Annotated in this window: 15 protein-coding genes; 8 read left to right on the top strand and 7 right to left on the bottom strand. The window is 52.9% G+C overall.

What is annotated here, in order from left to right; translation table 11 throughout:
* The first annotated feature begins 22 nt into the window (after positions 1 to 22).
* Complete coding sequence (locus HMY34_RS11280; protein WP_202715596.1) at positions 23 to 208, top strand: hypothetical protein; 186 nt, start codon at positions 23 to 25, stop codon at positions 206 to 208.
* Positions 198 to 614, top strand: coding sequence for a PIN domain-containing protein (locus HMY34_RS11275; RefSeq protein ID WP_202715595.1), 417 nt, complete (start codon positions 198 to 200; stop codon positions 612 to 614). The genes HMY34_RS11280 and HMY34_RS11275 overlap by 11 nt, the downstream gene beginning before the upstream one ends.
* 11 nt (positions 615 to 625) lie before the next feature.
* Here the strand turns inward: HMY34_RS11275 and thiD are convergent, their stop codons facing one another.
* Positions 626 to 1,429: a bifunctional hydroxymethylpyrimidine kinase/phosphomethylpyrimidine kinase gene (gene thiD / locus HMY34_RS11270; protein WP_202715594.1), complete on the bottom strand. Its 804-nt coding sequence runs from the start codon at positions 1,427 to 1,429 to the stop codon at positions 626 to 628.
* Complete coding sequence (locus HMY34_RS11265; protein ID WP_202715593.1) at positions 1,423 to 4,134, bottom strand: bifunctional acetate--CoA ligase family protein/GNAT family N-acetyltransferase; 2,712 nt, start codon at positions 4,132 to 4,134, stop codon at positions 1,423 to 1,425. The genes thiD and HMY34_RS11265 overlap by 7 nt, the downstream gene beginning before the upstream one ends.
* Positions 4,135 to 4,227: 93 nt before the next feature.
* Here HMY34_RS11265 and HMY34_RS11260 point away from each other — a divergent pair, with 93 nt between their 5' ends.
* From HMY34_RS11260 to HMY34_RS11235, 6 genes are all read left to right on the top strand, one after another.
* Positions 4,228 to 5,157 carry a histone deacetylase family protein gene (locus tag HMY34_RS11260; RefSeq protein WP_202715592.1) on the top strand — a complete coding sequence of 310 codons (930 nt, stop codon included), beginning with the start codon at positions 4,228 to 4,230 and terminating at the stop codon, positions 5,155 to 5,157.
* Positions 5,158 to 5,410: 253 nt separating this feature from the next.
* Positions 5,411 to 6,691, top strand: a complete 1,281-nt coding sequence (locus tag HMY34_RS11255) for a CoB--CoM heterodisulfide reductase iron-sulfur subunit A family protein (protein ID WP_202715591.1) — start codon at positions 5,411 to 5,413, stop codon at positions 6,689 to 6,691.
* A 1-nt stretch (position 6,692) separates the two neighbouring features.
* A complete protein-coding gene (locus tag HMY34_RS11250; RefSeq protein WP_202715590.1) occupies positions 6,693 to 8,909 on the top strand; it encodes a hydrogenase iron-sulfur subunit in 2,217 nt (738 codons plus the stop codon).
* A gap of 13 nt (positions 8,910 to 8,922) precedes the next feature.
* Positions 8,923 to 9,558: a 4Fe-4S dicluster domain-containing protein gene (locus HMY34_RS11245; RefSeq protein WP_202715589.1), complete on the top strand. Its 636-nt coding sequence runs from the start codon at positions 8,923 to 8,925 to the stop codon at positions 9,556 to 9,558.
* A gap of 16 nt (positions 9,559 to 9,574) precedes the next feature.
* The gene (locus HMY34_RS11240) at positions 9,575 to 10,474 is read left to right on the top strand and encodes a CoB--CoM heterodisulfide reductase iron-sulfur subunit B family protein (protein WP_202715588.1); all 900 of its coding nucleotides are present in this window, start codon (positions 9,575 to 9,577) and stop codon (positions 10,472 to 10,474) included.
* A gap of 79 nt (positions 10,475 to 10,553) precedes the next feature.
* Positions 10,554 to 11,030 carry an FKBP-type peptidyl-prolyl cis-trans isomerase gene (locus HMY34_RS11235; protein WP_202715587.1) on the top strand — a complete coding sequence of 159 codons (477 nt, stop codon included), beginning with the start codon at positions 10,554 to 10,556 and terminating at the stop codon, positions 11,028 to 11,030.
* Here the strand turns inward: HMY34_RS11235 and HMY34_RS11230 are convergent.
* The 5 genes from HMY34_RS11230 to HMY34_RS11210 all read right to left on the bottom strand — a co-directional run bounded on the left by HMY34_RS11230 (position 11,027) and on the right by HMY34_RS11210 (position 14,807).
* Positions 11,027 to 11,518: a metallophosphoesterase family protein gene (locus HMY34_RS11230; protein WP_202715586.1), complete on the bottom strand. Its 492-nt coding sequence runs from the start codon at positions 11,516 to 11,518 to the stop codon at positions 11,027 to 11,029. The two genes, HMY34_RS11235 and HMY34_RS11230, sit on opposite strands and share 4 nt — an antisense overlap.
* Positions 11,519 to 11,626: 108 nt before the next feature.
* The gene (gene rbp / locus HMY34_RS11225) at positions 11,627 to 11,953 is read right to left on the bottom strand and encodes an RNA-binding regulator (protein WP_202715585.1); all 327 of its coding nucleotides are present in this window, start codon (positions 11,951 to 11,953) and stop codon (positions 11,627 to 11,629) included.
* A gap of 179 nt (positions 11,954 to 12,132) precedes the next feature.
* Positions 12,133 to 13,050, bottom strand: a complete 918-nt coding sequence (locus HMY34_RS11220) for a YkgJ family cysteine cluster protein (RefSeq protein WP_202715584.1) — start codon at positions 13,048 to 13,050, stop codon at positions 12,133 to 12,135.
* 97 nt (positions 13,051 to 13,147) lie between these two features.
* Positions 13,148 to 14,407 (bottom strand): 6-phosphofructokinase, encoded by a 1,260-nt coding sequence (locus HMY34_RS11215; RefSeq protein ID WP_202715583.1) that lies wholly within the window; start codon positions 14,405 to 14,407, stop codon positions 13,148 to 13,150.
* Between the two features lie 46 nt (positions 14,408 to 14,453).
* On the bottom strand, positions 14,454 to 14,807 hold the full coding sequence (locus tag HMY34_RS11210) for a hypothetical protein (protein WP_202715582.1): 354 nt from the start codon (positions 14,805 to 14,807) through the stop codon (positions 14,454 to 14,456).
* Positions 14,808 to 14,814: the final 7 nt, after the last annotated feature.

Here is a 14,814-nt window from a genome sequence, read left to right as displayed (position 1 = left end):
AACACAACCGTAGGATAACACCATGCAAGTACTGCATCTGGATACGCTACCCGAATTTGCCCGCCGCGAATTGGTGGATTTTTATCAATTTTTATTACAAAAATACACCATTCAGCCCGTCCAAACCAGCACCCGCAAGGTCTCTATCGCACCTAGATTAGTGAAGCCATTTAAACCGCTCAGCCGCGAAGAACTGTATGAACGTTGAGTATTTCGTTGACTCCAACGTCTGGCTATATGCGTTTATGGACGAAACCGAGCCAAAACATGCGACCGCCAATGCATTAATTGCACAGGCTGGTATTGTGCTAAGCACTCAAGTCGTCAACGAGGTTTGTAGCAACCTTATCCGCAAATCAGGTTACAACGAGCAGGAAATTCAGCAAACCATCGAAAATCTACGGACAAACCATACTATTCTGGATGTATCGCTGGCTATTATCCAGCGAGCATCCTCATTGCGGGAAGCTTATCGTTTGTCCTATTGGGACAGTTTGATCATTGCCACAGCACAAGATGCAAGCTGTTCAATCGTCTATTCTGAAGACATGCAACACGGCTTGAAAATTGGTAGCCTGACTATTCTCAACCCCTTCAAGCCTCTCAATCCGTAAGGTGATGTACCCTACTTCGTCCAATAAAACCGATCCGGCATCCACTGCCCACGCCCGATCTTCCGCCCCGCCTGCAAGCTACCCCACGTATACGCCTGCGCCGCCGCCACCGCTTTGCTCATTTCCATCCCCTTCGCCAGATTCGCCGCGCACGCCGAAGCCAGCGTACAACCCGAACCGTGGTAAGTTTCCGGCAGCCGTTCCCACAACCAAGTACGCAAGCGCTTACCATCGCCATACAGCGCATTTTCCACGCGCTCAGTTTCGGCATGAGTACCGGTCAGCAACACGTATTCACAACCCTGATCCAGCAAGGAAAAGGCTTGTTCATCCAGCGCCTCACCACGTACCGCCAGTTGCGTAGCTTCCGGCACATTCGGCGTCAGTAACGTGGTAAGGGGCAACAAATACTCACGAATTGCCCCCAACAATTGCGCATTGGCAAAGTCCTTGCCACCCCCAGCCGCCAACACCGGGTCAAGAATCACCGGCACATCCGGCGCTTGCAACAGAATGCGATGCACCGCTTGCACCACTTCCACACTGCCCAGCAAACCGATTTTGAATGCCGCAATTGGCATATCCGCCAACAACGCCTCTGCTTGCTGCTCAATCAAATAATCCGCCAGCGGCTCAATGCGTTGCACATTGCGGGTATCTTGTACGGTCAAACAGGTAATCACACTCACCGCATGACAGCCTTGACTGGCAATCGCCTCACTGTCTGCTTGAATGCCTGCCCCACCCGTGGGGTCATGCCCCGCCAAGGTCATTACCACCGGCACTGCCGATGCAACGCTATGCTCTGTTAGCAACAGGAATCTCCTAACCGTTTACTCACCATCACGACACCATCGTCCATCCCATCCTGATGACGGGTGAACCCCAAACGCTGCATCAATTTCAGCATCCCGTGGTTATGCGGCAATACCTCGCCCTCAATGGTACGCAAGCCTTTTGCCCGTGCCGCATCAATCAAGGTTTGCATCATCAAGCCACCCAAGCCCCGGTTCTGCCAGCCATCGGCAATCACCAGCGCAAATTCGCAACTCATTTTATCGGGGTTAATCGCGTAACGCGCCACCCCCATTTCCACTTCCTGCCCGTCTTGACGGGTCAGCGCCAGAAACGCCATTTCACGGTCATAATCAATTTGCGTAAGACGCACCAACATGTCGGGCGTGAGTTCGCGCAATGCCTGCATGAAACGCATGTAACGCGATTCTTTCGACAAGTTGCGCACGAACTCTTGCTCCATTTCCGCGTCTTCGGGGCGAATCGGGCGAATCACAATATCCGTGCCATCCGGCAACTGCTGACGCTTCACCAAATCATTCGGGTAGGGGTGAATCGCCATGTGATCATAACGCCGCGCCGTGGTTGGCGGGTAGTTGATGATGAAACGCGCATCCACCGCCATTACCCCGTTAGCATCCGCCATCAGTGGATTGATGTCCATTTCCACTATTTCCGGCAATTCACACACCATTTCGGAGACGCGCTGCATCACTTTCCACAAGGAATCGAAATGGATCGGCGGCATATTGCGGAATTTACCCAGCAAACGCGCCACACGGGTACGGCACACGGTTTTCTTAATCATGTAATCGTTCAAGGGTGGCAATGCCACGGCGCGGTCGCGGTGAATTTCCACCGAGGTGCCGCCCATGCCGAAACTTATCACCGGGCCGAATACCGGGTCACGCACCACGCCGATCATCAGTTCCCGCGAGGAATTGCTGTGGTACATGCTTTCCACGGTCACGCCATCAATCCGCGCTTCCGGCAAATTACGGCGGGTGGTCTCCAGCAATTCTTGGTAAACGCTGCGCACCGCGTGGGCGCTGGCAACGTTGAGGCGCACCCCATCCACGTCCGACTTGTGGTGAATATCGGGGGAACTGATTTTCAGCACCACCGGATACCCCAAGGATTCCGCTGCAACCAAAGCTTCTGCTGGGCTACGCACCAAAATAGTGGGTAATGCAGGAATGCGAAACGCCGACAAAATCGCCCGCGATTCGGTGGTAGACAGTGCCCGCCGCCCTTCTGCCAGCACGCTTTCGATGATTAACCGCGCCCCGTCCACGTCCGGCTCGGTTTTTTGCTCCTGCACCGACGGCGGGACTTGCATCAGCAATTTCTGATTACTGCGGTATTGGGTGAGGTAAGCAAACGCCTCCACCGCTGCTTCCGGGGTACGGAAATGCGGCACACCGGCTTCTGCCAAAAGCTTGCGCCCAGCAGCGACCTGTTGTTCACCCATCCAACAAGTGAGAATCGGCTTGCAATGCTTACCTTTTTTATTGGCATCGCATGTGCCGATCACCGTGGCAGCCACACCAGCGGGGTCGGTCATGGCTTGTGGGGTCAACATCACCAGAATGCCGTCGAGGTTGTCATCCTGCATACAAATTTTCAGCGCCGCCGCGTAACGTTCCGGGTCAGCATCACCGAGAATATCCACCGGATTGCCGTGCGACCACGTGAATGGCAATACTTTATTCAATTCTGCCAAAGTAGTGGGGGAAACCTCTGCCATGCGCAAACCCATTTCCACCGCCCGATCCGTCGCCATCACTCCGGGGCCGCCGCCATTGGTGATAATTAGCAAGCGGTCTTGCTGCACGCGAATGCCGGAGGAAAGGATTTGTGCCGCCGAAAACAGTTGCGCAATGGTATTGGCGCGTACCACACCGGCACGTTCCAGCGCGGCATCAAAGGCATCATCGCCGCCCACAATCGCGCCCGTGTGCGACATTACTGCACGAGAACCTTCTTCGTAACGCCCTGCTTTCAACACAATCACCGGCTTCATGCGCGAAGCCGTGCGCAAACCGCTCATGAAGCCGCGTGCATCGTGAATGCCTTCCACATACAGCAAAATGCTGTCGGTTTTGGGGTCAAGCGCCAAATAATCCAGCGTATCACCGAAATCCACATCCGCCGTATCGCCCAAGGTAATCACGGTGGAAAAACCAATACCTTGCGTGGCTGCCCAATCCAAAATCGCGGTACACATCGCGCCGGATTGCGACACCAACGCCAGATTACCGGCTTGCGCCTGATTACGGCTAAACGTGGCATTCAAACCGACGGAGGGACGCATAATGCCCAAACAATTCGGGCCAATGATGTGCATCGCGTATTGGCGGGCAATATCGGTAATGTCTTTTTGCAAACGCTGCCCGCGATTACCCGCTTCGGCAAACCCAGCGGACAGCACCACCACACCCTTGACCCCGTGTTCACCGCATTGGCGAATAATACTAGGGACAGTCGCAGCAGGCGTTGCTACCACTGCTAGGTCAACCGGCTTGTTCAACGCGACTAAAGTCGGATAAGCTGCTTGACCTTGAATCTCCGTGTGCTTGGGGTTGATGGGGTATAATGCCCCTTTAAACCCTGCGGACAATAAATTCTGGAACACCACGGTTCCCACGGCTTTTTCCCGCTCACTCGCACCGAATACCGCGACGCTTTGCGGGGCAAATAATTGATTTAAGTAATGGTGGCTCATGGCCAAAACCTCTATGATGAACAGTTGCAAAAGCGCGAAAACCGGCTTTTGCTGCATTGCAACATATCTTACTCTGATTTGTGTGAAAAGAATATGACCGTCGCTGTAATTACCCATTCGCATTGCCATTTGCACGATAATGGCTCACCTCACCATCCCGAATGTGCGGAACGTCTGGATGCCATTAACAACCGCATGATTATGTCGGGTGTGGACTGGATTTCACGCCATTACGACTCGCATTGTGCTGAGCGCGAACACCTGTTGCGGGTGCATGATGCAGAATACGTGGAGCGCGTGTTTGCTACCGCGCCTGCTTCAGGGCATACCGTGCTGGATGGTGATACGGGCATGAATCCGCATTCGCTGGATGCTGCTTTGCACGCAGCGGGTGCTGCGGTCATGGCGGTCGATTTGGTAATGGCAGGCTCGCACAAACACACGTTTTGCGCGATTCGCCCGCCCGGTCATCATGCTGGGCGCAACCGTGCGGCGGGTTTTTGCATTTTCAACAATGTCGCGGTGGGCGCTGCTCATGCCATTGAGGTGTATGGCATTGAACGGGTGGCGATTATTGATTTCGACGTACACCACGGTGATGGCACGGAAGAAATTTTCAGCGGCAATGACAAGGTAATGTTCTGCTCATCGTTCCAGCACCCGTTTTACCCGTTTAGCGGTGCAGATACCGATGTTCCCAATATTCGCAACCTGCCGCTGCCTGCCGGAACGGGGGGTGCGGCATGGCGTGAAGCGGTGGAAGCCAGTTGGCTGCCCGCCTTGCGTGAGTTTAAACCGGAATTGGTGATGATTTCCGCCGGGTTTGATTCGCATCTGGAAGACGATATGGGCGGCTTTAATCTGGTGGAACGCGATTATATTTGGATCACCAAAGCGTTGTGCCAGATTGCCAAGGAGTTTGCCGCAGGTCGCGTGGTGTCATGCTTGGAAGGTGGCTATGAATTATCACCGCTGGGGCGGGCGGTAACGGCGCATATCAAAGAATTGGCGGAATTTCACTAAGCCAAGTACATGAGAATATGGGAATATAACGAATAATTGATATTTATCACGCTTTCACTATTTCATAAATTTATTTGATTTGCAAATCAATAAAAGCGCGTATCCCTATCAGGGTACACGCTGGAATCAGGCGCATAAAATATAGTATGCTGCTTGCCACTTTAGGAATGCACCACCGCCCAATCTGTACACATTGGGCTAAACAACGGTGCATCTCATAGGATTCCAAAATGTCTTTGACGGAGGAGCCTCAATGACGGATGTCGTTGCAACCAACCAGACCATTATCGTCGTCGGCGGCGGTATCAGTGGCATGACCACTGCACTCGAAGCAGCCGAAACGGGTAAGCAGGTCATTTTGCTAGAAAAACGCCCTTACTTAGGGGGACGTGTTTCCCAGCTTTACAAATACTTCCCTAAAATGTGTCACCCGACCTGCGGTCAAGAAATCAATCAACGCCGCATTAAGATGAACAAAAATCTCACGGTGATTACGCAGGCGGAAGTGTCCAACATCAGCGGAGAAAAGGGCGATTACACGGTTTCCGTGACCATTACCCCGCGTTACGTCAACAGCCATTGCACCGCTTGCGGCGACTGCGCCAAGGCTGCCACGACTGAATTTGACGACGAATTCAACTACAACCTCGGCAAGCGCAAGAGCGTTTACCTGCCCAACGCGATGGCATTCCCGCAGCAATACGTGATTGACCAGCGCATCATTGGCACTGCCGAAGCCGACGCTGCCAAAGCTGCCTGCAAATACGGTGCAATCGAACTGGATCAGCAAGTCGAAATCCTCGACCTGAAAGCCGGTGCGGTGGTATTTGCGACAGGCTGGAAACCTTACGACGCGAACAAGATTCAGGCTTACGGCTACGACCGTTTTGCTAACGTCATTACCAATGTCGAATTTGAACGCTTGATGGATCCACACGGTCCCACGGGCGGCAAATTGCTGCGCCCATCCGACGGTAAAGAAGCGAAAAACATCGCCTTCATTCAGTGCGCGGGTTCGCGGGACAAAAACCATCTGGCACATTGCTCACGCATTTGCTGTATGGCTTCCCTCAAGCAAACCAACTACGTGCAAGAAAAGTTTGGTGACGACGGTAAATCCACGATTTACTACATCGACATGCGGGCGATTGACCGTTTTGACGATTTCTACCAAAACGTGCAAGCCAACCCGAACGTCAGCTTCATCAAGTCCAAAGTGGCAAAGGTTGAAGAAGACAAAGCGACTGGCAACCCCGTGCTGCACGGCGTGGATACCGAAGGTTACAAGCGTTACGCCAACCAGCACGATCTGGTGGTATTGGCAACGGGCATGGAACCCAGCGTGGATTTCAAAGGTTTCCCGATCAAGATTCTGGTCAACGATGAAGGCTTCATCGAACATGACGACAGCAACGGCGGCATTTTTGCGGCTGGGGTTGCCTCCGACGCGCTGGACGTAAACCGCGCCGTGCAACACGCCACAGCCGCCGCGTTGCGTGCGGTGCAAGTCGTCAATCAGGTAGCAGGAGCATAAGATGAAAATTGGTGGTTATCTGTGTACGGGTTGCGGTATTGGCGACCGTCTTGACACTAAATCCCTCGAATCAGTAGCCGTGCGCGAAGGTCGGATTGGCTTCTGCAAGACCCACGACTTCCTGTGCAGTCAGGCAGGCGTGGACATGATCAAAGCCGACATGGCGTTAGAAGGCGACGACCAAGTGACCAAAGCGGTCATTATGGCGTGTTCGCGCCGTGCCAAAACCGAAAGTTTCAACTTCGGCGCAGTGCCGGTTTCCCGCGTGAATTTGCGTGAAGGTGTCATCTGGATTCGTCCCGAAGGCAGCGAACACGACGAAACCACGCAGGAAATGGCAGCCGACTACATCCGCATGGGTTGCGCCGAAGTCAAGGCAATGCACCAAGCCGATGCCAGCGGCGAGCAAAGCAAAAACAACCACATTATGGTGGTCGGTGGCGGTATTACGGGCATGACGGCGGCGCTCGAAGCTTCCAAAGCCGGTTACTACGCCAGCATTATCGAAAAGTCCGACCGTTTGGGCGGTGTGATGGGGCAACTCAAGCAACGCCAGCCTGAACATTCCCCGTTCCAAAACCCGCAAGATACCGGCGTTGCTGCCCTGATCGCGGCGGTGGAAGCGGATGACAAAATCACGGTTTACCTGAGTTCAACCATCGCGAAAACCGCTGGTGCACCGGGTCGTTTCGAGGTGGATATTGCCTCTACCGTAGGCGCAGGCACACACGCTGAGTTTGGCGCGATTGTGCAAGCCACGGGTTTCACCCCTTACGATGCGAATAACCTGCCGGAATTCAGCTACGGCAAATCGCCGAACGTTGTGACCCAACTGGAACTGGAAGCACTGGCTCGCGCCGCAGGCGATGGCCCAATCAAACGTGCTGACGGCAAAGTGGTCGAAAACGTGGTCTTCGTGCAATGCGCGGGTCAACGCAGTACCAAGGAAGGGCATTTGTCCTACTGTTCGGGTCATTGCTGCGCTACCAGCATCAAGCAAGCGATGTATTTCAAAGACAGCAACCCTGACATTGAAACCACCGTATTGTTTGACGACATCCGTACACCGGGTGCAGGCGGCGAAAACTTCTACCGCAGTGCGCAAGATAAATTCGTGACCTTCCGTAAAGGCAAAGTCTCCACTGTTGACGTTAAGGGCAATGAGCTGCAAGTCAATTTCAAAGACTTGATCCTTGACGAAGACGCGCACATGGGTGCAGATCTGGTGGTATTGGCGACCGGCATGTTACCCAACTCCGGTACTGACATCGACACCATGAAGGACAAGGATGCCAGCGGCGAAGTGAAAGTCTCCGTCGAATCCATCCTCAACCTGAACTACCGCCAAGGGCCGGATATGCCGCAATTGGTGAACGGTTTCACCGATTCGCATTTCATCTGCTTCCCGTATGAAACCCGCCGCACAGGTATCTACAGCGCAGGCCCGGTACGTCGCCCGATGGATGCCGCGCAAGCGCAAACCGACGCGATGGGCGCGGTGATGAAAGCCATCCAAGCGATTGAGAACTCGGCGATTGGGCGTGCTGCACATCCACGTTCCGGCGATTTGAGCTTCCCATCGTTCCGTAAAGAAGGCTGTACCCAGTGCAAACGCTGCACCGTGGAATGCCCGTTCGGGGCGATTGACGAAGACGCAAAAGGCTACCCGCAATACAACGAAGCGCGTTGCCGCCGTTGCGGTACATGCATGGGTGCTTGCCCGGTACAGGTTATTTCCTTCAAGAACTACTCCATCGAAACCGTCGGAGCGCAGTTGAAAGCCGTCGATGTGCCGGATGAGTTCCAAGAAAAGCCGCGTATTCTGGTACTGGCGTGTGAAAACGATGCTTACCCCGCACTCGATATGGCAGCGATGAAGCGTAACGAATCCAGCGCGTTTATCCGCGTGATTCCGGTACGTTGCCTCGGTTCAACCAATACCATCTGGATTAAAGATGCGTTGGGTAGCGGTTACGACGGCGTGGTGATGATGGGCTGCAAAAAAGGCGCAGATTATCAGTGCCATTTTGTCAAAGGCTCGGAAATGGCGCATGTTAGGATGGCAAAAATCGGCGACACCCTGTCGACCATGAACCTTGAAGCCGATCGCGTCGCGGTGCATGAAGTCGCCATTACCGACATCGACCGCGCCCCGAAATTGCTCGACGAAATGGTGGCAGTCATCAACCGCGTCGGTCTCAGCCCGTTCAAGTTCTAAGGAGGATGCTGGAATGACTACTGCTGTCAATCAAGCGATGGTTGAAAAATACAAAGGCAACTTCCTCAAAGAAGTGACGGATAACGTCGAGGAAGGCAACTGGGTCAAAATGTGTATGCAGTGTGGCGTGTGTTCCGGTTCGTGCCCGCTGGGGCCGCACTGGGATCACCCGCCGCAAGAGCTGTTCATGATGATCCGCGCCAACAAGCGTGAGGAAGTGTTGTCATCCACCTCAATGTGGATGTGTACGTCCTGCTACAACTGCGTGGCGCGTTGCCCGCGTGGTCTGCCGATTACGCACATCATGCACGGCTTGGCGCACTACGGTAAGCGCATGGGCATGAAACCCAAGAACCAGCCGACAGAAAAGTTCGGGCAAATGTTCTGGGATAACCTGATCAAGAAAGGTCGTGTCAACGAGCTGAAACTGGGTCTGGGCTTGTACTTCAAAGACGGTTTCGCCGAAGGCGTGAAAGTGTCGATGGGCAAGCAAAAGCTAGGGTTAAACATGATGAAAGCCAAGCGTATGTCACCGATGGAAATGCTCGGTGGGCATGGCGTTAAGGATCTTTCTGGCTTCCACGCCATGCTGAAAAAAGCCGAAGAGCTGGAAGCAGCACGTGTCGGCGCAAATACTGACGCGAAATGAGGAGGATGAGGTAACAATGGCAAAGCATGAATATTCTTACTACCCCGGCTGTTCTTCCCAGAAGGGAGCATCGTCTTCCAACTTGGAAAAGTCGGTCGTAACCCTGTGCGAAGAGCTGGACATCAAGCTGAACCCAATCCCGGATTGGAACTGCTGCGGCGCATCCATCGGTTATGCTGGCGGTGGCGAACTGCCACGCATGACGCTTTCCGCACGTAACTTGGCGTTGTCCGAAAAGCATCACCCGGATCAGGACGTGGTAGCCACGTGCGCCGCTTGCTGGCTCAACACCCGCGAAGTGCAGGAACGCTTGAACCACAACCCTGCCCTGAAAGCCGAAACCAATATTGCGCTGCAATCGGTGAAGCTGGAATACAAGGGCAACAAAAAAGTCCGCCACATGGTGGAAGTGTTGATCGAAGACATCGGTTACGACGTGCTGGGTTCTAAGGTCAAAAAGCCGCTGGAAGGTCTGAAAATCGCCGGTTACGTCGGTTGCCAAACCAACCGCCCATTCGGGATTGACGGCGAATCGTTCGAGAACCCGATGTATCTGGATAAGATGGTCGAAACCCTCGGCGCGGAAGCCCTCACCAAGTACGACAAAAAAGTGGCTTGCTGTAGCGGTGCGCTGATGTTCTCCGAACCCGAAAAAGGTCAGGCATTGGTCAAGGACATCATCGAATCCGCTTACGATAGCGGTGCGAACATGATCGTCACCCCTTGCCCACTGTGCCAAGCCAACGTTGAAATCTACCAAGATGACATCAACGCGCGTTACAAGACCAATTTCGATATGCCGGTCATGTACTACAGCCAGTTGATGGACGTGGCGTTTGGGCGTTCCGCGCTGGATGCGGCGCTGAATGGCAATATCATCCAATCCAAGCGACTGCGTGAAATTGCGGACAAATAAGCGCTAACCAACCGTTTATCGCACGTTTAGGGAAAAGGGGGCATAATGCCCCTTTTTTCTTGCCAAGGAATTGATAAACATGAAAACAACCACATTATTAGCACTGGCTGTGGCACTCTCCGGCAGCGTTTTTATGGCAGCATGTTCGGACAAAACTGCCACAACGAGTACCACTGGCACTTCTTCCCCACAAGCAACGGATATTAAAATGGTCGATTTAGTTAAAACGGATGTAAAAGTAGGCGACGGCACGGAAGCTACCGCTGGCAAGATGGTTTCTGTGCATTACACAGGCTGGTTGTACGACGAAAAAGCCGCCGACAAGCACGGCACGAAATTCGATAGCTCCCGTGATCGCGGTCAGCCTTTTGAATTCCCACTCGGCGGTGGGCGTGTTATCAAAGGCTGGGATGACGGCGTACAAGGCATGAAAATCGGCGGGCAACGCACTTTAGTCATTCCTGCGGAAATGGGCTACGGTGCACGTGGCGCGGGCGGCGTGATTCCACCTAACGCCACCCTGATCTTTGACGTTGAGCTGCTCGGCGTTAACTAATCGGCGAAGCGGATTTCCCGCACATCCCACGCTTGATCGTTCGCGGTCAGCACTAAACAGGATGGCCCGCCGTGATTGCGGGTCAGCCCTGCTGCACCGGGGTTCACCACCCACGGCAATGCACTTTTATCTTGCACCATTTTATGGGTATGCCCGTACACGATCATTCGCGCATCAGGGTGTTGCGCCCGTAAGGAATCGTGGCAAGGGGTGTGATGCCCGTGCTCATGCCCATGCTCAATGCAAATTTTGCCACCCGGCAATTCCAGCTCGCTAATGGATGGCAGTGGGAAATCGACCATGCAACGCGGCTCATTGTTACCCGCCACCGCAATCACCATCGCGCTTTTCGGCTGCATTGCCGCGAGAACATTTTCCCCGCAAATATCCCCCGCATGAATGGCGTAATCGCACTCGCGGATAATGTCGATGATACGCTGATCAAGATGACCGTGCGTATCGGAAATAATAGCGACAGAAACAGTCATGGTTATACACCCTATGCCCTAGAACAAAAATTCTATTAAATTATCACAACAACAAAAACCCGGCACAAGGCCGGGTTTTTTGGAATGCTTGGTTAAGCCGAAGGCTTATTACCAGCGACCACCGCGTGAACCACCACCGTTGCCGCCGCCAAAACCACCACCACCGCTGCGATTGTTATCGCGTGGCGCTTGTGGTTTTGCTTCGTTAACTTTCATACCGCGACCGCCCATATCAGCGCCATTCAGACCGTCGATAGCTTTTTGAGCTTCGCCGCTGTTGGACATTTCTACGAACGCAAAGCCTTTGTTTTGCCCGGTATCACGGTCAGTGATAACGCTAACAGAAGTCACTTCGCCGTATGCAGCGAACTTTTCTTCCAGACCTTGTTGAGTAACAGAATAAGGCAAATTGCCAACGTAAAGTTTAGTAGCCATGATAACCTCCATAAGGTTTTCGTAAACCGTTCAAGAGGATGTAGACAGGATGCCCGCAGACTCGAAAGAAACGATGTAAATTGAAGTGCTAAGTATACAGGTTTTCCGGCGGGTAGATAGCCCGCCAGTCGGATAAAACCGAAATAACCCAGAAATTTATGCGCGAAGCTTAGGACTCACTAAACAGCGCCGGGTTCTAAGCCACTGTTCAAGGCAGCTTGGCGTTCTTCTTCAGCACGTTTTAAATGCAATTCAACAGCAGCTTTGTGGCGCAGTTCGATAATGTCCTTGCGCTCTTCCCAACGTTTTTCGAGTACATTTTCATGCGTCGGAATGGTTTGCTCATCAAACAACACTTGGCGCAGCAAACGGAACGCGAATTTTTGCAAGATCACGTCATCTTGAAACGCAGCACGCTCGTCGTCACTGATCATGTAAGCCTTGGCAAATGACGGGCTTTCCACAAAACGGCGGAAACGGTCAATGTCGAAACTTGCCATGAAATACAACTGAAAACTCAGCGGATCGGGCTTGCCAATCGCAGGGCCTGCTGATTTCTTTTTCAGCATCAACTGCATCCATTCGCGGTTGATTTCGTCGTATTCCGGCACGCCTTGCTGCTCGCGGTAATCACGCACGGTGATTACCTGTTCGCTTTTCCAGCCTTCGCAATGCGCTTCCTTGTTGCGGAAATAATATTGCTTGTCTTCTGACGAGCCGGAGGCGCGATGCGACAACAGCCCCAGCCCATAATAACGGCAGGCGGCGGGGCGATCTTCATACACGCTACAGCCTTCTTCACGCACAAACAGACACGTTTTGTTGTCGTCAGTACGCAATTTAATGCCGGGTGTACCGTGTCCATCCGTCTCAAACGGCACGGTATGTTTGTCGAGGAACTCGCTGGATGTCATCCCCAAACGCTTTTTCAGGCGCAAAATATCATACGGTGCAAGCGTCACATCCGCCGCTTTGCAGCAACTGTTGAAACACGAAACACCGGGGTGGCAGTTAAACTGAATGGTGGTGTCATCCGTCAGCAGTTCGGGGACAAGGGAGCTTTGGAATTCCTCAGGAATGTCGAGTTTTTCAGCCATGATCTTTATTACCGGGGTATGTACTGTGAAGGAATCAGTATAAAAAGAACGCCCCTGTTGTGCAAACAGGGGCAGTTTTTATAGGGTGGGCGGGGTGTTACAGCTCGAACGCTGGCAATTTCTTATCCAGCAATACGTGCTTCAATGTCACGTATTTTGGCATACCGTTTTCATAAGGCGGATAATCTTCACCTTCGATCAACGGCAGCAGGTATTCGCGGCAAGCATCGGTAATGCCGTAGCCGTCTTCAGAAATGTATTCCAGCGGCATCATTTTTTCGACATTGGCAATGTCTTTCAACTCGCCCGAACCAATGTGCCAAGTGTACGGATTGTTGGAATCACGGATAACTGCTGGCATGACGGAGTTTTTGCCTTCCAACGCCAGCTCAACCGCCGCCTTACCCAGTGCGTAGGCTTGTTCCACGTCAGACTTAGACGACAAGTGACGCGCCGCACGTTGCAGATAATCCGCAACCGCCCAGTGGAATTTATACCCCAGCGCGTCTTTGATCATATTGGCAACAACCGGCGCAGCACCGCCCAATTGCGCATGACCGAACGAGTCGCGCGTACCTTGTTCTGCAAGGAACGTACCGTCTGGGTAATGGCAACCTTCGGATACCACGATGCTGCAATAGCCGTACTGTTTCACTTTTGCGTCAACGGTCGCAAGGAATTTTTCCTGATTGAACTCGATTTCCGGGAACAAGATAACGACCGGAATATCGTTGTTGGCATCCGTCGCCAAACCGCCCGCTGCGGCAATCCAGCCTGCGTGACGACCCATCACTTCCAACACGAAAATCTTGGTGGAGGTGGCGCACATGGAGGCTACATCGTAGCTCGCTTCACGGGTAGACACCGCGATGTATTTCGCGACTGAACCAAAACCGGGGCAGTTGTCCGTCACAGGCAAATCGTTATCCACAGTCTTAGGAACGTGAATGGCTTGAATCGGGAAGCCCATTGAATCCGCCAATTGCGAAACTTTCAAACAAGTATCCGCTGAGTCACCGCCGCCATTATAGAAGAAGTAACCGATGTTATGCGCTTTGAAGACTTCGATCAGACGATCGTATTCACGCTTGTTCTTTTCCAGACTTTTCATCTTGTAGCGGCAAGAACCGAATGCACCGGATGGGGTGTGGCGTAAAGCTGCAACATCCGCGTCGGAAACCTTGCTGGTATCAATCAGGTTTTCCAGCAATGCGCCGATAATGCCGTTTTGACCCGCGTATACCGTGCCGATCTTGTCACTGTGCTGGCGGGCGGTTTCAATCACGCCGCAGGCTGAAGCGTTGATGACGGCGGTAACACCACCGGACTGTGCGTAAAAAGCATTCTTAACGGTCATAACACAAACTCCTCTATGCAATCTCTCAAACTAACGTGTGGATTCTTCAAGCTGTGGGAAAATTCTTCTTGCGCTCGCTCTCATGGTCTGCCTGCAAACGCAGCAGGAAGAGAACGCAGTCGCCTAAATCGGTGTATTCTTCAATGCCGGTGCTGAATTGTTCTTTGGCAGAGTAGAAAAATTGAGAACGGTAGCGGTTCTCGCCGGTCTTGGCGACGAGGAAAGTACAACCGTCATGTTCCCAATACAGCGCGGGGCAAGCAGTGACTTCGCGGTCGCCTTTGAACAGTCGCAGTTCGACTTCAACTTCTTCAGCGACGATACCGCCTTTGCGCCAACGCTCATTAATGCTTTGTTGGATAATGGATTTTTCGAGGGCGGTCAGATCAGGAATAGCCATAACGTGC

The sequence above is a fragment of the Thiothrix subterranea genome (assembly GCF_016772315.1).
In the GTDB taxonomy this organism is placed as follows: Bacteria; Pseudomonadota; Gammaproteobacteria; order Thiotrichales; family Thiotrichaceae; genus Thiothrix; species Thiothrix subterranea.
Note: the sequence above shows the minus strand (reverse complement) of the source record. Positions and strands in the feature narration are given on the sequence as shown.